The sequence below is a fragment of the Lysinibacillus sp. FSL R5-0849 genome (assembly GCF_038595075.1).
GTDB lineage: Bacteria > Bacillota > Bacilli > Bacillales_A > Planococcaceae > Lysinibacillus > Lysinibacillus fusiformis.
In genome coordinates this window covers 1,101,917-1,124,326 of record NZ_CP152004.1, presented here as the reverse complement: position 1 = coordinate 1,124,326, position 22,410 = coordinate 1,101,917, and the positions used below count along the sequence as shown (strand labels likewise).

Genomic DNA, 22,410 nt, shown 5'->3' with positions numbered 1-22,410 from the left:
CTATTTAAAAAGGCTGCGCATTAGACGCAGCCTTTTATCTTTATTATTTTTGTTGTTCAGCGCGTTCTTTTTCCTCTTGTAGTACTACTTTACGAGATAAATTCACACGACCTTGTTTGTCAATTTCAATTACTTTTACTAGTAATTGATCGCCAAGTTTTAAGACGTCTTCCACTTGCTTTGTACGTTCCTCCTGAATTTCAGAAATGTGAAGCAAGCCATCTTTACCTGGGAAGATTTCACAAAACGCACCGAATTTTTCAATACGCTTTACTGTCGATAAGTAGTATTCCCCTACTTTAGCTTCACGTACGATATCTTCAATAATTTGTTTTGCGCGTGCATTCATTTCTTCATTAGCAGAAGAAATATAGATTGTACCATCTTGTTCTGTATCAATCTTAACGCCCGTTTCTTCAATAATTTTATTAATTTGTTTTCCGCCAGGTCCAATAACATCGCGAATTTTATCTGGATTGATTTTAACAATCACGATTTTTGGTGCAAATTCAGATAATTGTGTACGTGGCTCTGCAAGTGTCGCAAGCATTGATTCTAAAATATGCATACGACCTACTTTAGCTTGTGTCAATGCTTCTTCTAAAATATTGCGTGATAGGCCATCGATTTTAATGTCCATTTGTAGAGCTGTTACACCTTTAGCTGTACCAGCCACTTTAAAGTCCATATCACCTAGATGATCTTCCATACCTTGAATATCTGTTAAAATAGAATAATGTTCACCTTTTTTAATAAGGCCCATTGCAATACCTGCAACTGGTGCTTTTAAAGGAACACCAGCATCCATCATAGCTAATGTAGATGCACAAATAGAGGCTTGAGATGTTGAACCATTTGATTCAAGTACTTCTGATACACAACGAATTGTATATGGGAAAACAGACTCATCAGGAATAACTGCTTCCAGTGCACGTTCTCCTAAAGCTCCATGACCAATTTCACGACGACCTGGTCCACGAATTGGTCCTGTCTCACCAACCGAGAATTGAGGGAAATTATAGTGGTGCATGAAGCGTTTTGATTCTTCGACACCTAAACCGTCAATAATTTGTACATCACCAAGCGCACCTAACGTACAGATAGAAAGTGCTTGAGTTTGTCCACGTGTAAATAGACCTGAACCGTGAGTACGTTGTAATATTCCTGTTTCAGAGGAAAGTTGTCGAATCTCGTCTAGTTTACGACCATCTGGACGAATTTTATCTTCAGTGATCTGACGACGTACTTCATCTTTTACCATCTTATCAAGTATTGTATAAACCTGCTTCATCGTATCATCATCTGCTTCTTGCTCTTCATAGGAAGCAATAATACGATCTTTTACAGCTTGAATCGCTTCGTCACGAGCATGTTTCTCAGCAGTTTGAATAGCATCATGCATATCCGTCTCACAAGCAGCCTTTATATCCGCTTGGATTGCTTCATCAATTTCAAATAATGTAACTGGTTTCTTTTCTTTTCCTACCTCAGCCACAATTTGCTCTTGGAATGCGATAATTTTTTTAATTTCTTCATGTCCAAACATAATCGCTTCTAACATCACTTCTTCTGGAACTTCAAGTGCGCCAGCTTCAACCATGTTGATAGCGTCCTTGTTCCCTGCTACAGATAAATGAATTGTCGATTGGTTCGATTGTTCCACTGTTGGATTCACAATGAACTCCCCGTTAATATAACCAACTTGTACACCTGCGATCGGTCCATCAAATGGAATGTCAGAAATAGCCAAAGCTAATGAAGAACCAACCATTGCTGCCATTTCAGACGTACAGTCAGAATCATTTGACATAACCATAGAGATCACTTGAACTTCGTTACGGAAACCATCTGGGAACATCGGACGGATTGGACGGTCGATTAAACGGCTCGCCAATATAGCTTTCTCAGATGGACGCCCTTCACGCTTAATAAAGCCGCCAGGAATTTTACCTGCAGCATATAGACGTTCTTCATAATTTACTGTTAATGGGAAGAAATCAAGTGGTTTTGGTGATTTTGACATTGTGGCTGTAGATAATACGGAAGTATCGCCATAGCGTACTAATACAGCTCCGTTTGCTTGTTTTGCTAACTGTCCTACTTCAATTACAAGTGGACGGCCAGCCCATTCGTAGGAATAGACTTTCTTTTCGTTCATTCAATGAACCCCTCTCTATTATAAAAACACTTACTTCGTCTGTATGTACTAATTGTAAGTGTACCAAAAATGCTTGTTCTATGCTCAAAAATATTTCTTGAAATAATCATACATTTAAATTCAGTTATTGCCAATTTATTTAAGATTTATTTCTATATTTTATTGAAAAAACATTTTTATACTTTTGTTATATGGAATTGACTTAAATTGATCCTTCCTGACGAAAAGTAATGTATGTAAATAGATATAAATGCTTCTTCACATTATTATTTCAAGTGCAGGCTATACACAATAGATTTATTATACCACGGTACTTGTCATACAACATCCTACTAGTATAAAGAAAGTTAAGTATGTAGTAAAGTTTAAGTGTGTCAAGAGAGAAAAATTAAAATAAATGCCCCGTCAAACTAGCATTCACGGGGCATTTCATGTCTCTTTTATGTAAATTATGTAGTTTTAGACAGCGGTCTAGCTATTTTATCTTTGTTTTTTGCTGTTTGAATCTTATTGCTGATAGCTGGAATGACGAAACGATCCAATCCAAACTTACCGGCATTGAAACCAGCTGCTGCTATAAAGATAGCGAGTAAAATATCCCAAGGATTACTTGATATAGTACCTGCCATTAAAAATGCAAAGTTCATAACCATCCCAAAAAATGCAGCATACGTTGTTAAACATCCAAGTATTAATCCTAGGCCAACTAAAAACTCTCCCCAAGGAATAAGGAAATTAATAATTTCAGCATTGGGTAAAGCAAATGTTTCAATAAACTTTACATATAGTGGATATGCTAACTCCTCGCCGCCAGTTACTGGATTTGCTATTGCATTTGCTAAAAAACCGGATGCATCAAATCCATTCATCAATTTTCCCCAACCCGCTGTTAGCCAATGCCAACCTAGATAGATGCGAATAATTGTCAAAATCCCTGCAACAATATTATTCTCTCTTAATATTTTGTTAAACATCCAACTGCACCTTCTCACCATAAAATTTTGTTTTCACATTTCACAAGCTGAAGTAATCTGTTAAAGGCCATTCATGGCTAAATAAAAACGATTACTATTCAATTCGTTCTTGATTCAACTCGATTGGACAATAAAGCTAGATTCACATAGGACTGGTTGAATTTGGTTGCGAAATGTGATTAGAATATATCACCCTTTTATTGGTTAGAACATGTTTTTTCTAGCTCGTTCACCGGAGCGTAAAAAAGTTATGGCTTATTATCGAACAAAATAAAAATGGAGATGAGAAGTGAGCTACCCTAAAAGGTCATTTGCATTTTTCAATAAAAAAAGACTGTAGACAAAACATAAGTTTGTCTACAGCCCGCTGTAATTAGCGACGTAAGCCTAAACGGTTGATTAGTTCACGGTAACGTTGTACGTCAGTTTCACGAAGATATTTTAATAAGTGACGACGACGACCTACCATTTTAAGAAGACCACGCTCAGAGTGGAAATCTTTTTTGTGTGTACGTAAGTGAGTATTTAGAGCATTGATTTCTGCTGTTAATACTGCAACTTGTACTTCTGGTGAACCAGTGTCACTTTCGTGAGTACGGTACTCAGCGATAATTTCGTTTTTACGTTCTTTTGTAATAGCCATTTGTATGGACCTCCTAAGAAAAATTATTTATCCCCACTAGCACAGTAAACGTTGGAGTCTTCGATATACCGAGCTAAGGTTGAGCATTATGCACTTATGAATGTTACCATAAATGATTGGGTCAAGCAAGTATAAACCATTACTTAGTTGACTCTATTGTAGATCGTTAAAATATTGTATAGCTTCTTGTTTATCTTTTTCGATTTGCGTTTTTAAAGCATCAATACCGTCAAATTTTCTTTCGCTTCGAATACGTTTATACCAAGCTACATGTACTTCTTCGCCATAAATATTCTTATCAAAATTTAAAATATGAACCTCAATGGACAATTGCTTATCGTTTGGATCTTTAAACGTTGGTTTGTAGCCTACATTGCAGACACCATCATACCAAGCATTTTGGACTAGCAGACGAACAGCATAGACCCCACTTGCTGGAATAAAAGTACCTTCTAAAGCTTGGACATTTGCAGTTGGGAAGCCAATTGTTCGACCACGTTTATCACCATGTACAACCATTCCGTTAATTTCAAATGGTCGTCCTAATAATGTTCTCGCTGCTTCCATATCACCCTCTTGTAAAAGTTGGCGAATACGGGTTGAGCTGATTTTCTCCACATCATCCGTTCTCTTCTCAACAATTGTCACACCATAATCACCATTGCTTAATGCACGCATATCTTCCATTGTCCCTTTACCAAATGCCCCAAATGAATAATCGAAGCCAGCTGTCACATGTTGAATATTTAATCCACGGATAAATGTATCAATAAATGCGGCTGGAGATAGCTTAGCAAAATCAGATGTGAAATGAACAACAAATACTGTATCCACGCCTTGTTCTTCAAAAAGCTGCAATTTCTGCTGTAAGAGGGTAATATAAAAAACCTTTTCGTTACGCCCTCCAAGGACTAATGATGGATGCGGGTCAAATGTCATTACTGCGCTTGGAATTTGACGCTTCTCTCCCTCTTCCTTTGCCGCCTTGATAACAGCCTGATGCCCTCTATGTACACCATCGAAAAAGCCAAGCGCTAATGAATAGGGTTGCATGCTTTCTCTTTGCTGTAATTGATGTGGGTATTTTAAATGAATGACCTCCATTGAAAAATCCTCCTACTCTATCGTCGGAAACATCTTGTGTGGTTTCATCAAACCTGCCTTTGTAGGGTGAGCTTGATAAACCGCAACTGCCTTTCCATTGATTCCAAAGACAATTTTATCATGTATCTTTAACAATGTATCTGCTGGAAGCACCTGTCCATTGAAAATTTCTTTTTCAATGGCAGAGGTAATCTCAATATATGGATAGTCTGTTAATGCATACTCGACAGGTAAAATACAAGTAGTCACCTGCTCTGCATCCATAAGCTCCGCAACCTGTGCTAGCGTAAAACAGTTATCGCGCGTAAAGGTACCTGAAGCAGTACGTACGAGCTCTTTCATATGCGCTGGATAACCAAGAGCCTCCCCAATTTGGACAGCTAATGTACGAATATAAGTCCCTTTACTACAATCGATACGAACTGGGAATGTTATCTCCTGCCCCTCGTAGGATTCATGGTCATCGAGAAGCTCTAAAGCATAAATGGTAACTTGACGAGTAGGTCTTTCAACTGTTTCACCTTTTCGAGCATATTCATAGAGACGTTTACCATTTACCTTGACCGCTGAAAACATTGGTGGAGTTTGCTCAATAACACCTGTTAATGAAGCTAAAACCTCTTGCAACTGCTCACGAGAAACCTTCTTAACTGAATGATCCTCTGCAACCGTTTCGCCCTCTGCATCCTCCGTTGTCGTTGTGCGACCAATGGAAATAATAGCTTCATAGGTTTTCCCTGCATCTGTTAAATATTCTGCAATTCGAGTGGCTTGGCCAATACAAATTGGTAGTACACCTTCCACACCTGGATCCAAAGTTCCTGTATGCCCAACCTTTTTTGTACGTAAAATTTTACGCAGCTTAAAGACACAATCATGGCTTGTCATGCCTCTTTCTTTCCAAAGCGGTAAAATACCGTTCATATACATCCTCCCAAATTGCCTTTAAAATAAAATTTACCTTGCATTATTACCAGATCAAAAATCTTCTTTATGAAGATAAAAAGCCTGCCTGCATGAACATGCAAGTGGCAGACTTTTTCAGCTTATTCTTTGTGTAAACCTCTTAGCAATGTATCAATACGGTTTCCGTACTCAATCGATGAATCGAATTCAAAGATTAATTCTGGTGTGCGTCGTAAACGAATACGTGAACCAATTTCTGATCGAATGAAACCGGAAGCTTTTACTAAAGCTTTAATCGTTTCCTCGCGTTCACGTTCATTGCCTAAAGATGTAATATAAATAGTCGCTTGCTGTAAATCACCCGTTACCTCAACACCTGTAACAGTAACAAAACCAACACGCGGATCTTTAATTTTACGGCCAAGAATATCACCAAGCTCTTTTTTCATTTGCTCAGCAACACGGTTTGAACGTAGAGACATAATTTGTCACCTCTATTTCGATGTACAGATAGTTGATCTTTTTATGCTACTTAGCTATCTCAACTACCTACTATTCCTTATAAATAGTCTCGCCACACATTAAGCTGTTCCCATGACGGATTTGACTCTAAATAGTGGAGCGCGTGATTAATTTCCCGTTCAGCTGCCTCTTTCGATGAAGAAACAGCTACAAGTGCTAATTTGGTGCGCTGCCATACGTTTTGATGGTCAATTTCCGCAATAGAAACATTAAACTTCTGCTTAGTGCGGGTAATCATACGCTGTAAGACAGCACGTTTTTCTTTTAACGAATGGGCAGTTTGAATGATAAATTCAACCTCTGCGTATACAATCATTATACTCGTTTAACTTCTTCCATAATGTAGGCTTCAATAATGTCGCCTTCTCTAATATCGTTGAAGTTTGTAATCGTAATACCACATTCGTATCCTCTTGCTACTTCTTTTACTTCGTCTTTGAAACGCTTAAGCGTATCTAATTCACCTTCAAAAATAACTACGTTATCGCGAATTACACGAACGCCTGAATCACGTGTTACTTTTCCTTCAATTATATACGAACCAGCAATTGTACCAACTTTTGATACTTTAATTGTTTGGCGAACTTCTGCTTGACCAATAATTTTTTCTTCAAATTCAGGATCAAGCATACCTTTCATTGCTTGCTCAATCTCTTCAATTACTTTGTAAATGATACGGTGTAAACGAATATCTACGCCTTCTTCTTCTGCAGCACGTTTTGCATTGACATCTGGACGTACATTGAAACCAATAACAATAGCATTGGAAGCGGCAGCAAGAGAAATATCAGATTCCGTAATGGCACCTGCACCAGTGTGAATAATTTTCACATTTACGCCTTCTACATCAATTTTCATTAATGAAGCAGCCATTGCTTCTACAGTACCTTGTACGTCTGCCTTAACGATTAAGTTCAGCTCTTTCATTTCGCCTTGGCTCATTTGCTCAAATAAGTTATCAAGCGTTACACGTTGTTTTTCAGAACGTTGTGCTTGGATAGCTGACATTGCACGAGTTTCCCCAACTTGACGAGCTGTTTTTTCATCTTCAAAGACAACAAAACGGTCCCCTGCTTGAGGTACATCATTTAAACCTGTAATTTCTACTGGTGTTGATGGTCCAGCTTCTTTCACACGACGGCCTTTATCATTCACCATTGCACGAACTCGACCAAATGTATGACCGACAACGATTGGGTCACCCACTTTTAATGTACCGTCTTGCACTAACAGCGTAGCAACTGAACCGCGTCCTTTGTCTAGCTGAGCTTCAATTACTGTTCCAAGAGCTAAACGGTCAGGATTTGCTTTTAGCTCACCTACTTCTGCAACAAGTAAAATCATTTCTAGTAATGTGTCAATGCCTTCACCTTTTAATGCTGAAATTGGTACGAAAATCGTTTCGCCACCCCATGCTTCAGGAACTAAGCCATGTTCAGTTAATTCTTGCATCACACGATCTGGATTTGCAGATGGTTTATCCATTTTATTCACAGCTACAATAATTGGTACTTCTGCTGCTTTTGCGTGATTGATTGCTTCTACCGTTTGTGGCATTACACCATCATCAGCAGCTACTACTAAAATTGTTAAATCCGTTATTTTTGCACCACGTGCACGCATTGTTGTGAAAGCAGCGTGTCCTGGTGTATCAAGGAAAGTGATTTTCTTGTCACCTTCTGTTACTTGGTAGGCACCGATATGCTGCGTAATACCCCCAGCTTCACCTGCAGTCACTTTAGTATTACGAATAGAATCTAATAATGTTGTTTTACCGTGGTCAACGTGACCCATGATTGTCACAACTGGCGGACGCTCTGATAATTCAGCTTCATTTACTTCTTCTGTTTGCTCGAAGTGTGTTTCTAAGTCCGTAATATCTACACGAATCTCTTCTTCCACTTCTACACCATAGTCTGCGCAAATTAATTCAATTGCATCCTTATCTAATTCTTGGTTAATTGTTGCCATTACCCCAAGCATGAATAATTTTTTGATAATTTCAGATGGCTCACGGTGTAATTTTTTTGCTAATTCTGCTACTGATAATGATTCAACAAAAGTAATTTTTTCTGGAAGTTCCTTTTGTTTAAGCGGTATTGATGGTTGATGCGTTTTTGGATGGCGACGTTTGCCTCCATGAATCCCTGGTTTTGGACGTTGGTTGTAACCACCGCCACCTCTACGATTATTATTATTATTATTGTTATTATTATTATTATTTTGTGTCATATTTCTGTTTTGATTACCTTTTGCATTCTTAGATTTTTCGTTAGACGAATTTGAGTGTTGCTGTGTGTGTTGCTGATTATTTGCTTTAGGCTTAGAAGTAGCAGATTGCTGCCTTTGACCTTCTTGCTTTTTCACCGAATGGTTTTGTTGACCATTCGATTGAGGTTTTTGTGATATGTTTTGAGTTGCTTGTTTTCCTACATTTTTCTCAGGTGTTGCTTTAAATGTTTGGTTTAACTTTGACACGATGTCTTTCTCTAACATAGACATATGATTAGTTACACTCACATTTAATTTACTAAGTGCTTCAATAACCTCTTTACTCGTTTTATTCACTTGTTTCGCATATTCATGAACTCTGATTTTGGTCATCTGCTCACCCCCGATTATTTTTCGTTGAGTAGACTAGACAATTTACTTGCAAAACCTTTATCGGTAATCGCTAAAGCCACTCGGGCCTCCTTACCTGTAGCATGTCCTAGATCGTAACGATCTCCAATTACATGATACTCAACGTTGTAGTACGTGCACTTATCTTGAATTTTCTTACTTGAGTTTTTAGAAGCATCGTTTGCAAGCAGTACTAACTTAGCATTGCCATTCCGGACTTCCTTTACTACTAACTCTTCTCCTGAAATCACTTTACGGGCTCTTGCCGCAATTCCAAGCAAATTAAATATTGCTTGATTAATCATAAAATTGACTCCCTACGAATTAGCAAAATAAGCTCCTCGTAAATTTCTTCAGGAATTTTCACATCAAGTTGGTGCCCCAATACATTTTTCTTACGAGCGATATCAATTGCCTTCTCTGATTTAGAGACATAGGCACCACGCCCAGGTTTTTTCCCGGAGATATCTACACTTACTTCGCCCTCTTTTGAACGAACAACACGTATCATTTCTTTCTTTGCCAGCATTTCTCCAGTTGCTACGCATTTACGAAGAGGTATTTTTTTGTTAACAGCCATAAGAATCACCATTCCTCTCTGAAGCTTGTCGTAAGAGGTGGACAAGTCGTGCTCTACTTGACGCTCTGACAGTATTCAGTCGGCGTAGGGGGCCCACTGAATACTGTCAGGTAACTCGTCACACGGGCTTTCTTACTTATTCTTCGTCGTCTTGATATAAATCTACTGCCACTTCATCAAAATCACTTTCTTCATCTTCAGCAGGTACGAAAGTGCTTGTAGCAGATGGATAGATACCTAATTCACGAGCATCTGTCTCACTCTTAATATCAATTTTCCAGCCAGTAAGTTTCGCAGCTAAACGTGCATTTTGGCCACGTTTACCAATAGCTAGCGATAATTGATAGTCTGGTACAACAACCGTTGTGGATTTTTCTTCTTCGTTTACTTGAACATCTAAAACTTTCGATGGGCTAAGTGCATTGGCAACGAATACAACAGGATCTTCTGACCATTCTACGATATCGATTTTTTCGCCGTTTAATTCGTTAACAATTGTTTGTACACGTGCACCTTTTGCACCAACACAAGAACCTACTGGATCTACTTCTTCGTTATGTGCATAGACAGAAATTTTTGAGCGATCTCCTGCTTCACGAGCAATCGATTTAATCTCTACAATTCCTTCATAAATTTCAGGTACTTCCATCTCAAATAATCGGCGTAATAATCCTGGATGTGTTCGAGATACAATCACTTGTGGACCGCGTGTTGTACGTTCAACTTTTGTAATATATACTTTGATGCGATCATGCGGACGATAGGTTTCGCCCTGGATTTGCTCATTGACTGGCAATGCAGCCTCTACTTTACCTAAACCTACATAAATATTTCGCGCATCTAAACGTTCCACAACACCTGTTACGATATCATCTTCACGATCGACATATTGCTCGTAGATTAAACCACGTTCCGCTTCACGTACGCGTTGTGTTACTACCTGTTTAGCTGTTTGAGCAGCAATACGGCCGAAGTTACGTGGCGTTACTTCTTGTTCCACGATATCTTCTAATTGATAAGCTGGGTTAATAACCTTTGCGTCCTCTAAAGAAATTTGTAGACGATCGTCTTCTACTTCTTCCACAACATCTTTACGTGAAAACACGCGGATAGAGCCCTTATCTAAATTTAAGTCCACTCGAACATTTTGTGCTTGGTTGAAGTTGCGTTTGTAAGCTGTGACTAATGCCGCCTCAATTGCTTCAATTAACACATCTCTTGAAATTCCTTTTTGTTCTTCTAGCGCATTCAGCGCATCTAACAAATCACTACTCATTTTGTTTTCACTCCTAAATATGCATTATGCTTAAAAATCGATGGCTAATCGTGCCAATGCGATTTTTTCTTGTTCTATTGTTACTGTAATTTTACGCGTTTTAATGCGCACTTCCATCACTAATGTATGTTCATCGTAGGATGTTAAGTAGCCTTGGAATTCCTTCATGTCGTTTATGGGCTTATAGGTTTTTACATAAATAAACTTACCAATTGCCTTTTCAAAATCAGCATCCTTTTTTAAGGGACGCTCCGCTCCAGGTGATGAAACTTCTAAATAATAGTTTTGTGTAATTGGATCTTTTTCATCCAATAACAAACTTAGTCGTTCGCTTACTTGAGCACATTGGTCAATGTCGATGCTACCTTCTGGTGTATCAACATAGACGCGTAAAAACCAGTTACGCCCTTCTTTTACGAACTCAATATCCACTAACTCCAGATTTAACTCATCTACTATTGGTTTAGCGAGCTCTTCAATTAAAGATGGTACTTTGCTCATTATTTCCTCCTGTATCTATTCTAGCGTGTCAACCATTCATTACAGTATTCGTAGTGGAATGAACCATAATAAAACAGAAATTCCACCAGTTGCTTTGGTGAAATTTTACGGTCTTACCTGCTGTTAGTCAAAATTTGTTTGCTACGGTATAACAACAGAAAAGAGCGGGTAAGCCCCACTCTTTTGCTGGAAAAATATCAACAAATTATTACCATTAGAATAGCATAGTTCTTGGTATAATGCAAATTTCCTTCATTAAAGATAACCATATTGTGACAGGATTTTGAAATTGGCAATGGTTTTACAGATTAAACTTTGAATGAATCCAGCTCATTCCATTTTAAAAGAGAGATAACTGATTAGCATCAGGCATGCCTTCTAAACAGCCCAGCTGATCCATGTATTCGATTAGTGTCTTCGAAACACGGCCTCGTTGCTGTAAATCCTCCTTTGATAAAAACTCTCCATCTTCTCGAGCAGCCACTATCGTTTTGGCTACGTTCGTACCAAGTCCTGGGATTGCATCAAAAGGTGGAATTAATGTATTGCCTTCAATGACAAATTCACTTGCCTGCGAACGGTACAAGTCAACTTTCTGGAAGCTCATTCCTCGTTCACACATTTCTAGTGCTAGCTCCATTACCGTTAATAAGTTCTTCTCTTTTGTAGAGGCATCTAGACCTTTTAAATTGATTTCGTCAATACGGGCACGAATCATTTGTGAACCTTGAACCATAGCAATTAAATCAAAGTCATCTGCACGTACCGTGAAATATGCTGCATAGTATAGGATTGGAAAATGGACCTTAAACCAAGCAATACGAACCGCCATTAATACGTATGCGGCAGCATGGGCTTTCGGGAACATATATTTTATCTTTTTACATGACTCGATATACCATCCTGGTACTTTATTGGCGAGCATCTCTGCTTCAAATTCCTCTGATAAGCCTTTCCCTTTACGTACAGACTCCATGATTTTAAATGCTAACGATGGCTCTAGACCTTGGTAAATTAAATACACCATAATATCGTCACGACAACCAATTACTTCTTTCAAGACACATGTCCCGTTATGAATTAATTCTTGTGCGTTACCTAGCCATACGTCTGTTCCATGAGATAATCCGGAAATTTGCACAAGCTCTGAGAATGTAGAAGGCTTTGTATCCTCTAACATTTGTCGTACGAAGCGAGTACCGAATTCAGGAATACCTAATGTTCCCGTCTTACAGCCAATTTGTTTTTCAGTGACACCTAACGTTTCAGGTGAACTAAAAATTTGCATGACGACAGGATCATCAGTAGGAATCGTTTTTGGATCTATTCCTGATAAATCCTGTAGCATTCTAATAACCGTCGGATCATCGTGTCCAAGTATATCTAGTTTCAAAATATTATCATGAATCGAGTGGAAGTCGAAATGGGTTGTACGCCATTCTGCATCCTGAGCATCTGCTGGGAACTGTACTGGAGAGAAATCAAAAATATCCATATAATCAGGTACTACGATAATTCCCCCTGGGTGTTGCCCACTAGTTCGCTTGACCCCTGTACATCCTTGCACTAAACGATCCACTTCAGCTCCGCGGAAATGCAAGTTGTGATCATTCGCATAGCCTTTGACATAACCATATGCTGTTTTCTCCGCCACCGTACCGATTGTTCCTGCACGGTACACATAATCCTCACCAAATAATACCTTGGTATAATTATGGGCCTTCGGCTGGTATTCACCAGAAAAGTTTAAATCGATATCGGGTACCTTATCCCCTTTAAAGCCAAGGAAGGTTTCGAATGGAATATCTTGTCCATCTTTTTTATAAGGTGTTCCACATTCTGAACAGTCTTTATTCGGTAAGTCAAAGCCTGAGCTAACCGAACCATCATCAAAAAACTCAGAATGCTTACAATTTGGGCAAACATAATGCGGAGGCAATGGGTTAACCTCCGTAATTTCCATAAAGGTTGCAACTAATGAAGAGCCCACGGAACCACGAGAACCTACTAAATAACCGTCAGCTAAAGATTTCTTCACCAGCTTCGCAGAAATTAAATAAATTACACCAAAACCATGTCCTAATATAGATTTTAGTTCTTTTTCAATTCGAGCTTTTACAATTTCGGGTAGCTCCTCACCGTAAATATGATGAGCCATTTCATACGTTAAATTGGTTACTTCATCATCAGAGCCTTCAATTTTGGGCGTATATAAATCATCCTTAATCGGCTTAACATCTCCAATGCTGTCAGCTACTTTTTGTGCATTCGTCACAACAACTTCTTTAGCCAGATCTGGTCCTAAGAAATCAAATTCTTTTAGCATTTCATCCGTTGTTCTAAAATGCACCTCAGGTAGTTTGGATCGATTTAAGATGTTTGCACCACCTTGAGAACCAACGAGTATTTGTCTAAACATAGCATCTGTCGGATCCAAATAATGAACATTTCCCGTTGCCACAACTGGTTTATCGAGCTTCTTCCCTAACTTAACAAGCTTTCTTATGATATCCTCTAATGTCCATTCATCACGCACGACATTACGTTCAATTAATGGTGCATATACTGCTTTCGGTTGCACCTCAATATAATCATAGAATTTAGCCACTTGTTCAGCTTCCTCAGGTGATTTATTCATCATCGTTTCAAATAATTCACCATTACTACAACCAGAACCGACTAGTAAACCTTCTCGATATTGCTCTAGAACAGCTCTTGTCACACGAGGAACTCGATAGAATGTTTTTGTATGGGCGTGTGAAACAATTTTAAATAAATTCTTTAAGCCCGCATTATCAACAGCTAAAATAGTACAATGCATGGGTCGACCTTTTTTATAGGCGTCCCCACCACCAATATGCTTATTAAAATCATCATGGTATTTAATGACTAATTCATCGGCATCTTTTAATAATTGTAATAGTAAATAGCCTGTCGCCTCTGTATCGTATATCGCTCGGTGATGTTGTGTTAATTCAATATTGAATTTTTTACAAAGTGTATTTAAACGGTGATTTTTCATTGTTGGGTACAGCAATCTAGCTAGCTCTAATGTATCAATGACTGGATGTGTTGTTCCTTCAAGACCAAATTTTTTATAGCCCGTATACAAGAAACCAATATCAAATGACGCATTATGAGCAACAACAATCCCATCACCAATAAATGCATGAAACTCTTTTATAACTTGCTCTACTTCTGGTGCATGACGAACCATATCATCCGTAATACCTGTTAATTCAATAGTCGTTGCTGAAAGCGGATGATGTGGGTTTGCAAAGCTTTCATATTTATCAATGACTTGGCCATCTTTAATTTTTACTGCCGCCAGCTCAATAATTGTATCGTAAGCAGTTGATAACCCTGTCGTTTCCACGTCAAAGACAACATAAGTGGCTTCTTCTAATAAGCGGTGCTCTGGTGCATAAGCTATAGGGACACCATCATCAACTAAATTAGCCTCCAAGCCATAAATTACTTTAATACCATGCTTTTTCCCTGCTGCATATGCTTCAGGGAAGGATTGTACAACAGCATGATCTGTAATAGCTACTGCTGGATGACCCCATTTTGCTGCCTGTGCAACTAGGCGATCAACGGGCGTCACAGCGTCCATTTGGCTCATTGGTGTATGCAAATGTAGCTCTACTCGCTTTTCACCCTCTGGTGCTAGATCCTGACGTGTTTCTTTTTTTATTTCATTAATATCATTAGCCATGACGATTAAATCACGAATAAATGTATCTGTTTGGACGGAGCCTCGAACTTTAACCCACATTCCCTTTTTTAGGTGCTGCATCAGTTCAGCATCGTCATTATCACGTGAGAACATTTTGACGATGATAGAGTCCGTATAGTCGGTAATTTTAATTTGTAATAAAGAGCGTCCACTTTTCAGTACTTTAATTTCTGCATCAAAGACAAAGCCCTCAACAATTACACGGCGTTCCTCTTCAACAATGCGTTTTATTTCCATAATTTCATCGTCTTTAATAAGCATACCAAGCTGGAATGGACGATCACCAAGGTTCGCAATAGCTGGATTGTCCTTCTTCTCTTGCTCTCGTTTTTGGAAATCCTGCATCGCTTGCTGAGATAGAGCTGCTTCTTCCATGCGCTTTTGTTCCATAAACGCTTCCTGAGCAGCAATCATTTCTTCCGTTTGTTCTTGAAGCACAAAATCTATCGCCATTTTTGGAAAACCGAATTGACAATAGCTTTCTGCTAGCTTGTCGGAATACTTCGTTTTTAACATCATGAATTCCATTTCCTGCATACAGGCTAATGTGATTTTCTGACCATTCCACATCGGCACTTGAGAGATAAGGCAATTTTTCAATGTTGGTGCCATCTCATCAATTTGCTCAACAACATTTAGCCAATAAGCTTGGACAAGTTCCTCTGTTACACTTTTCTCTTGTGTCTCAATGGTTGTATAAACCTGTGCGATTGCTGAAAATTTATCTGTTAAATGGGTACGGAAAAGCTGGTAAAGCGGAAATGGCAGTATATCACGTAATTGAATAGTAAAATGCCATAGTCTATCCTTTTTATGGACTGTTAGCCGTGATAACTCACCTTCTTCAAAAAATGACATGTACACATCATCTGTTAACTCTAGTTGCTGCAAAAGCATCCGAAATCTCGTTCTTGCCTCTTGTTGCTGTTCCAATCTATCGACACCTACTTTCAGAAGGAGGCATTCCGTATAAGCCTCTTTTCTAATTCATCTTCAACATAGGACAAGAATGCCAGAAAAAAATTCGCTCCCTCACTGCGGGCGCTCTTCAAGCTTAACAGAGAGTCTAGACTATCTGTTTTTCTTTGCTTGGCTCACCGTCCCGCAGAATTGTCGCGAATTTATTTATTCCTATTTTATCAAAATTACATGAAAGCCTCTATTAGAAGCATTCACTTCCATTTAAAACCAACCATAAGAGGTTATTAATTTTTACGGAAAAATTCATTTAAGTGGTCAATCACTTCTTCTTTTTTCCATTCAAATGTTTCCCCAGTTTGTCGGAACTTCACTTCCACAATACCTTCTATTGCTTTTTTACCAACCGTTACGCGAACAGGTAAACCAATTAAATCAGCGTCCGCAAACTTAACGCCGGCACGCTCGGCACGGTCATCTAGTAGTACATCATAGCGATATGATTTTAATAAGCCGTAAAGCTCATCTGCTAAAGCTACTTGCGCTTCATCTTTAGTATTCACAGGAACAACATGGATATCGTACGGTGCTAATTGCGTTGGCCATGTGAAGCCATTTTCATCTTGGAAATGCTCAGCTACCGCAGCTAGAATACGAGAAACACCAATACCATAGCAACCCATAATAAATGGTTGGGATTTCCCTTGCTCGTCTAAGAAAGTACCATTCATTTTAGCAGAATATGTAGTACCTAGTTTGAAAATATGACCAACCTCGATGCCTTCCGCGAATTTAATCGTACCTTGTCCATCTGGAGAAGGATCACCCTCTTGAATAAAACGAATATCTAAGTAGTCATTCACAGCAAAATCACGCTCAGGATTAACATTTACTAGATGGAATCCATCTTCATTCGCACCTGCAATACCATTACGAATAGATTTAATCGCATGATCAGCTACTACTTTTACGTCTACCGGTAACTTCACTGGTCCAATGGAGCCAACACCACAACCTAATAGCTCACGAATCGCTACTTCACTTGCAAGCTCTACAGAACCCGCTTCAAGAGCATTTTTCAATTTAATATCATTGATTTCATGATCTCCACGCGCAAGAACAACTACAAGCTCTCCATCTACATCAAAGACAAGAGACTTTATAACATTAGCAGGTTTTACTTGTAGGAATGCTGAAACTTCCTCAATTGTTTTTTGATCTGGTGTCGCTACTTTTTCAACTTCTTTTAATGCTTCATCAGATGTCTGGTAATCTGCAATGACTTCAGCCATTTCAATATTTGCTGCATAGTCAGATGTATCTGAGTAGGCAATTGTATCTTCTCCAATTTCAGAAAGTACCATGAACTCATGTGTACCTTTTCCGCCGATAGAACCTGCATCAGCGATAACAGCGCGATAGTTTAAGCCAAGACGTGAGAAAATATTAGAATAAGCACGGTACATATCATCATATGTTTCATCTAAACTTTCACGAGATGCATGGAAGGAATACGCATCTTTCATAATAAATTCTCTTCCTCGTAGTAAACCAAAGCGTGGACGTTTTTCATCACGGAATTTCGTTTGAATTTGATAAAGTGTTAACGGTAATTTTTTATAAGATTTAATTTCATCACGTACTAAAGTTGTAATTACTTCTTCATGTGTTGGCCCCAATGCAAAATCACGGTCATGACGGTCTTTCAAGCGCATTAATTCTGGACCGTATTTTTCCCAGCGACCTGACTCTTGCCAAAGCTCAGCAGATTGTAGAGATGGCATTAATAGCTCAATCGAATTGATGGCCTCCATCTCTTCTCGAATAATTGTTTCAATTTTTGATAACACACGTTTTGCAAGCGGTAAATACGAGTATACCCCACTTGTATTTTGACGAATAAACCCTGCACGTAGTAATTGCTTATGTGACTTTACCTCAGCATCAGCAGGTACTTCACGTAACGTTGGGATAAATGTTTTACTTTGCTTCATTCAGTGTTCCACCTTTTTTAATAGATAAATTTATACTCTCAATAGCATAAACAAATTTAGCTTTGAGCGCAATGTTTCGTAGAAATTGCGCCCAAAGCTATAAATAAAATTCCTTTTAATTGTAAAGCTAGAATTTGCTAGTCATTTATTAAAAGAAAAATCTCTGTATATCATTCCATGTGACAACTACCATTAAAATCATTAGTAGAACAATTCCTACAAAATGAACAATTCCTTCTTTTTGACGGTCAATTGGTTTCCCTCGTAAAGCTTCAAAACCAAAGAATAATAAGCGACCACCATCTAAAGCAGGTAATGGAAGTAAGTTCATAATTCCTAGATTTATACTTAACATTGCAGCCCAATTCATTAGATTCATAATACCGTACTGAGCTACTTGCTCGGTTGCTTTATAAATACCTACAGGACCAGATAAAGCGTCTATTGTAAACTTACCAGTAATCAACATACCTAGAAGCTCAAATATTTTGACAGTCATATTATAGGTTTCTTGTGCCCCATAGACAACAGCCTTTAGTGGATTAAATTCTCTCGGGCTATCGTAAAGCACACCAATTTGACCATACTTTTCTCCATCCTGCTGGACTTCCTTAACAGTCATATTTAAGTTGATAGATTGTCCATCTCGATCTACGGTCACCATAATCTCTTCGTTTGGATGATCCTGAATAATTGCAGCTAAATCCTGCCACTTTTCAACAGCTTGTCCATCAATGGCTGTAACTCTATCACCTGCAAGCATCCCAGCCTCCGCAGCTGGATTATTTTCTACTACTTCAGAGATAACTGGCTCATATGTTGGAACTCCGTGAATTAATCCAATAACTAAATAAATCACGAAAGCTAGAATAAAGTTAAAAAATGGTCCTGCAAAAATAGTCATCGCTCGTTGGCCAACCGTTTTAGAATTAAATTGACGATCATGAGGTGCAATGACAAGCTCTCGTCCATTTTCCACAAGGACACAATCTCTCGCTACTTGATAACGAACTAATCGTTCTTCTTCATCATAGCCCTCTACAAACAAATCTTTTTCTAAATCAGCACGTTCAACTTCTAAAAATAATAAATCTGGTAATTGCTTATTATTTTGATTGAAAATGATTTTTTTAACAACATTATCTTCATTGACAACAAGCCCTATTCGATATCCTGGCTGTAATTCAGTGCCATCCATATCTTCGCCAGCCATTCGTACATATCCCCCGATAGGCAATAAACGAACAGTATACATTGTTTCTCCATGCGTTCTCCCATATATTTTGGGTCCCATTCCAATGGCAAATTCACGTACTAGAATACCTGCTCGTTTGGCGAATAAGAAGTGTCCAAGTTCATGGAAGAAGACGAGCAAACCAAATATTAAAATAAATGCAATGGCTGTTTGCATAATACCCCACCTTTAAAAGCGATTAGTTAACGATACATTGCTCTCGTTATTTTACCATGTCTAACACTATTTTTCTTGTTTCACTGTCCACCTGTAAAATCGTTTGTAAATCTGGTATTGCAATGTTTTGGTGTGCTTGCATCACACGTTCAATTGTCTCATCGATTTGAAGGAATGTTATTTTCCCTTGTAAAAAAGCTGCAACTGCTGCTTCGTTCGCTGCATTCATTGCTGTTAAAATGGTACCACCAGTACGGCCAGCCTCATATGCTAATCGCAATGCTGGATAACGTTCAAAGTCCATTTCTTGAAAATGTAACTGACCAATTTGCGCTAAATTCAGTCGCTGACCATTATGTAACGGGATTCGATCAGGATAACTTAAAGCATATTGGATAGGAACGCGCATATCTGGTGTACCTAATTGAGCAATCACACTAGTATCATGATACTCAACTAGAGAGTGAATAATACTTTCTCTATGCAAAAGTACATCAATTTTTTCGTATGGCATATCAAATAAAACATGCGCTTCAATCACTTCTAAACCTTTATTCATCATTGTTGCAGAATCTATTGTAATCTTTGCGCCCATCGACCAATTCGGGTGATTCAGTGCGTCAGCGACAGTCACATGTTTTAATTGGTCCCTTGTTTTATCACGGAAGCTGCCACCTGAAGCAGTAATAATTAAACGTTCAATATATTTTGGGTCTTCACCATTCATCGATTGGAAGATAGCTGAATGCTCACTATCAACAGGCAGAATAGTTGCGTTATATTTTTTCGCTTCAGCCATCACTAAATGCCCGGCTGTCACAAGTGTTTCTTTATTAGCAATAGCAATTGTTTTGCCCATTCGAATGGCTGCTAAAGTAGATTCCAGCCCAACACTTCCGAGCACTGCATTGACAAGAATCGTCGAATCTGGATGTGTAGCAACCTCCACTAAGCCTTTTGCGCCAAATGTAAAGTGAATTGTCGGATACTCCTTAGCAAGCAGCAGCGCATCTTCTTCTAGCTGCACAGAAACCAATTCGGGCTTTAAGTTATCAATCATCTCTCGTGTTTTCTTTATATTTTTCCCTGAAGAGAAAGCTACTAATTGAAAAGCTTCACGTTGTTCTTTTAAAATATCGTAGGTTTGCCAACCGATTGAACCAGTTGCACCTAATAAACTAATCTTTTTCACAACACATTGTCCCCTTTTTCTATCTAAGCAAATGTATGAATAGATGTCCTTAAAAGTTCGGATTAACTACCAAACAAATTTAAAAAATGAAGCAAAGGCACGACGAACAATAGACTATCGAAACGATCTAATATCCCGCCATGCCCTGGTAAAATATTACCTGAATCCTTTACATCAAAATGACGCTTAATAGCAGATTCTACTAAGTCGCCCATCTGACCAATAATGGAGGCGAAAATTGTTACGACTACAAGTGATATATAACCATCTTCGAATGGGTAAATGAGTTGCATACAGACAGCGAAAATGACGGCAATGACAATTCCACCGATGAAGCCTTCAATCGTTTTCTTAGGTGAGATTTCAGGCCATAACTTATTCTTACCAAATTTTCTTCCGACAAAATAAGCACCTGAATCCGTTGTCCAAACGACTAATAAACAATAGACAACGTACTCTAAGCCTACGTTCCTTGTTTCAATTAGGTAATGGAACCCTAAGCCCACATAAAATGCACCTAATAAAATAAAACCAACTTCATCAAAAGTTATTTTATTTTTTACTAAAACGACGTAAATCAGGAGTAACATCATTAGACCATAGACTACCATTAGATTAGACGAATAGCCTATTAAATCTACAACCTTTTCACTCCAGTCGTTCGGTATGACAAGTAAAATTAAAGTGACAAGCCCTAAGAAGCCAGGCACAGAAAAAATCGAAATACCTTTCATCTTTAGTATTTCATAAAAACCGACAATAGCCATTGCTAGCACAAGTATGGCAAATGGTACTTTTCCATAAATAACGAATGGAATGAAAAGTGCTGCTGCAATTATTGCGGTAATAATTCGTTGTTTCAAGTTGTTTCTTCTCCCTTCAACCCACCATAACGGCGATTACGCTTTTGATAGTTTTCCACCGCTTCCAGTAAGGTTTCCTCACTAAAATCTGGCCATAATGTATCTGTAAACCAAAATTCCGTATAGGCAAGCTGCCAAAGCATAAAGTTACTTAAGCGTACTTCACCACTTGTACGAATTAATAAATCCGGTTCAGGCAAATGGGCCGTCATTAAATGAGACGTTAAGCATTCTTCTGTTAGGTCTTGCATTGTTAATTGACCGTCCTGCACTTTTTGAAGCATCATTTTCATGGCATTAACCATCTCAGAACGACTTCCATAATTCAGCGCAAAATTTAAAATAAGGCCTGTATTATGCTTCGTTTCTTCCATTGCCTCATACAACGCTTTTTGTGTATGGGCAGGTAATAAAGATGGATCTCCAATCATTTCGACACGTACATTACGTTCCATCATCTCGGGTAAAAAGGAACCTAAAAACTCGACTGGTAGCCGCATGAGAAAATCTACTTCAGGTTTTGGGCGTTTCCAGTTTTCAGTGGAAAATGCATATACGGTTAATACCTTTATGCCTAAATCAGACGCAAATCTCGTGACCTTACGTACTGTCTTCATTCCCTCATGATGACCAGCAACACGTGGCATAGCTCGTTTTTTTGCCCAACGTCCATTTCCGTCCATAATAATCGCTACATGGGCAGGAATCGGCTCGCTTTTAGTTAGGGCCACACGCTCCTCCAATGATAGTGTATCCATATTTATTTGTTTACCTAATAGCTTTTTAAACATGCTAACTCCCCCACTACAACTAATCGGACGTATACTAACCTATCATAACAAACAAAAGCGCTTTTTGTCTTTTTTTTCCCCTCTAAATTGACTATGTATGTACTAGCGTATTTTAGAACTATACACATTCTTAAAGAATAAGTTTGTTAAAAAATTAATCAATATTTATGTGATGCATAACATTGTATATTTCATCTATGCTTTTCTCTATGATTC

Annotated in this window: 18 protein-coding genes; all 18 read right to left on the bottom strand. The window is 38.4% G+C overall.

What is annotated here, in order from left to right:
* Window positions 1–43: 43 nt before the first annotated feature.
* Complete coding sequence (gene pnp, locus MKY80_RS05240) at window positions 44–2,158, bottom strand: polyribonucleotide nucleotidyltransferase (protein WP_008178973.1); 2,115 nt, start codon at window positions 2,156–2,158, stop codon at window positions 44–46.
* Window positions 2,159–2,607: 449 nt separating this feature from the next.
* Window positions 2,608–3,132 carry a DoxX family protein gene (locus MKY80_RS05235; protein ID WP_008178975.1) on the bottom strand — a complete coding sequence of 175 codons (525 nt, stop codon included), beginning with the start codon at window positions 3,130–3,132 and terminating at the stop codon, window positions 2,608–2,610.
* A gap of 373 nt (window positions 3,133–3,505) precedes the next feature.
* Complete coding sequence (rpsO, locus tag MKY80_RS05230; protein ID WP_008178982.1) at window positions 3,506–3,775, bottom strand: 30S ribosomal protein S15; 270 nt, start codon at window positions 3,773–3,775, stop codon at window positions 3,506–3,508.
* 153 nt (window positions 3,776–3,928) lie between these two features.
* Window positions 3,929–4,879, bottom strand: coding sequence for a riboflavin biosynthesis protein RibF (gene ribF, locus MKY80_RS05225; RefSeq protein WP_008178983.1), 951 nt, complete (start codon window positions 4,877–4,879; stop codon window positions 3,929–3,931).
* A gap of 12 nt (window positions 4,880–4,891) precedes the next feature.
* On the bottom strand, window positions 4,892–5,803 hold the full coding sequence (gene truB, locus MKY80_RS05220) for a tRNA pseudouridine(55) synthase TruB (protein ID WP_043990545.1): 912 nt from the start codon (window positions 5,801–5,803) through the stop codon (window positions 4,892–4,894).
* A gap of 122 nt (window positions 5,804–5,925) precedes the next feature.
* The gene (gene rbfA / locus MKY80_RS05215; RefSeq protein WP_008178985.1) at window positions 5,926–6,267 is read right to left on the bottom strand and encodes a 30S ribosome-binding factor RbfA; all 342 of its coding nucleotides are present in this window, start codon (window positions 6,265–6,267) and stop codon (window positions 5,926–5,928) included.
* A gap of 77 nt (window positions 6,268–6,344) precedes the next feature.
* A complete protein-coding gene (locus tag MKY80_RS05210; RefSeq protein ID WP_008178987.1) occupies window positions 6,345–6,623 on the bottom strand; it encodes a DUF503 domain-containing protein in 279 nt (92 codons plus the stop codon).
* A complete protein-coding gene (gene infB / locus MKY80_RS05205; RefSeq protein WP_342532307.1) occupies window positions 6,623–8,911 on the bottom strand; it encodes a translation initiation factor IF-2 in 2,289 nt (762 codons plus the stop codon). Before infB ends, MKY80_RS05210 begins: the two co-directional genes overlap by 1 nt.
* Before the next feature lie 14 nt (window positions 8,912–8,925).
* Window positions 8,926–9,234 carry a YlxQ family RNA-binding protein gene (locus MKY80_RS05200; RefSeq protein WP_008178997.1) on the bottom strand — a complete coding sequence of 103 codons (309 nt, stop codon included), beginning with the start codon at window positions 9,232–9,234 and terminating at the stop codon, window positions 8,926–8,928.
* The gene (locus MKY80_RS05195) at window positions 9,231–9,509 is read right to left on the bottom strand and encodes a YlxR family protein (protein WP_025113966.1); all 279 of its coding nucleotides are present in this window, start codon (window positions 9,507–9,509) and stop codon (window positions 9,231–9,233) included. The genes MKY80_RS05200 and MKY80_RS05195 overlap by 4 nt, the downstream gene beginning before the upstream one ends.
* A gap of 136 nt (window positions 9,510–9,645) precedes the next feature.
* Window positions 9,646–10,785 (bottom strand): transcription termination factor NusA, encoded by a 1,140-nt coding sequence (gene nusA / locus MKY80_RS05190; protein ID WP_008179001.1) that lies wholly within the window; start codon window positions 10,783–10,785, stop codon window positions 9,646–9,648.
* Between the two features lie 30 nt (window positions 10,786–10,815).
* A complete protein-coding gene (rimP, locus tag MKY80_RS05185) occupies window positions 10,816–11,286 on the bottom strand; it encodes a ribosome maturation factor RimP (protein ID WP_025113965.1) in 471 nt (156 codons plus the stop codon).
* A gap of 340 nt (window positions 11,287–11,626) precedes the next feature.
* Complete coding sequence (locus MKY80_RS05180; protein WP_008181390.1) at window positions 11,627–15,958, bottom strand: PolC-type DNA polymerase III; 4,332 nt, start codon at window positions 15,956–15,958, stop codon at window positions 11,627–11,629.
* Window positions 15,959–16,230: 272 nt separating this feature from the next.
* Window positions 16,231–17,937 carry a proline--tRNA ligase gene (locus MKY80_RS05175; RefSeq protein WP_089985346.1) on the bottom strand — a complete coding sequence of 569 codons (1,707 nt, stop codon included), beginning with the start codon at window positions 17,935–17,937 and terminating at the stop codon, window positions 16,231–16,233.
* A 148-nt stretch (window positions 17,938–18,085) separates the two neighbouring features.
* The gene (rseP, locus tag MKY80_RS05170; RefSeq protein ID WP_008181395.1) at window positions 18,086–19,348 is read right to left on the bottom strand and encodes an RIP metalloprotease RseP; all 1,263 of its coding nucleotides are present in this window, start codon (window positions 19,346–19,348) and stop codon (window positions 18,086–18,088) included.
* A 46-nt stretch (window positions 19,349–19,394) separates the two neighbouring features.
* Window positions 19,395–20,540, bottom strand: a complete 1,146-nt coding sequence (dxr, locus tag MKY80_RS05165) for a 1-deoxy-D-xylulose-5-phosphate reductoisomerase (RefSeq protein ID WP_089985343.1) — start codon at window positions 20,538–20,540, stop codon at window positions 19,395–19,397.
* A 62-nt stretch (window positions 20,541–20,602) separates the two neighbouring features.
* Entirely contained in the window at window positions 20,603–21,403 is an 801-nt protein-coding gene (locus MKY80_RS05160) for a phosphatidate cytidylyltransferase (RefSeq protein ID WP_089985341.1), read from the bottom strand.
* Window positions 21,400–22,194: an isoprenyl transferase gene (locus MKY80_RS05155; protein ID WP_008181400.1), complete on the bottom strand. Its 795-nt coding sequence runs from the start codon at window positions 22,192–22,194 to the stop codon at window positions 21,400–21,402. The genes MKY80_RS05160 and MKY80_RS05155 overlap by 4 nt, the downstream gene beginning before the upstream one ends.
* Between the last annotated feature and the right edge of the window lie 216 nt (window positions 22,195–22,410).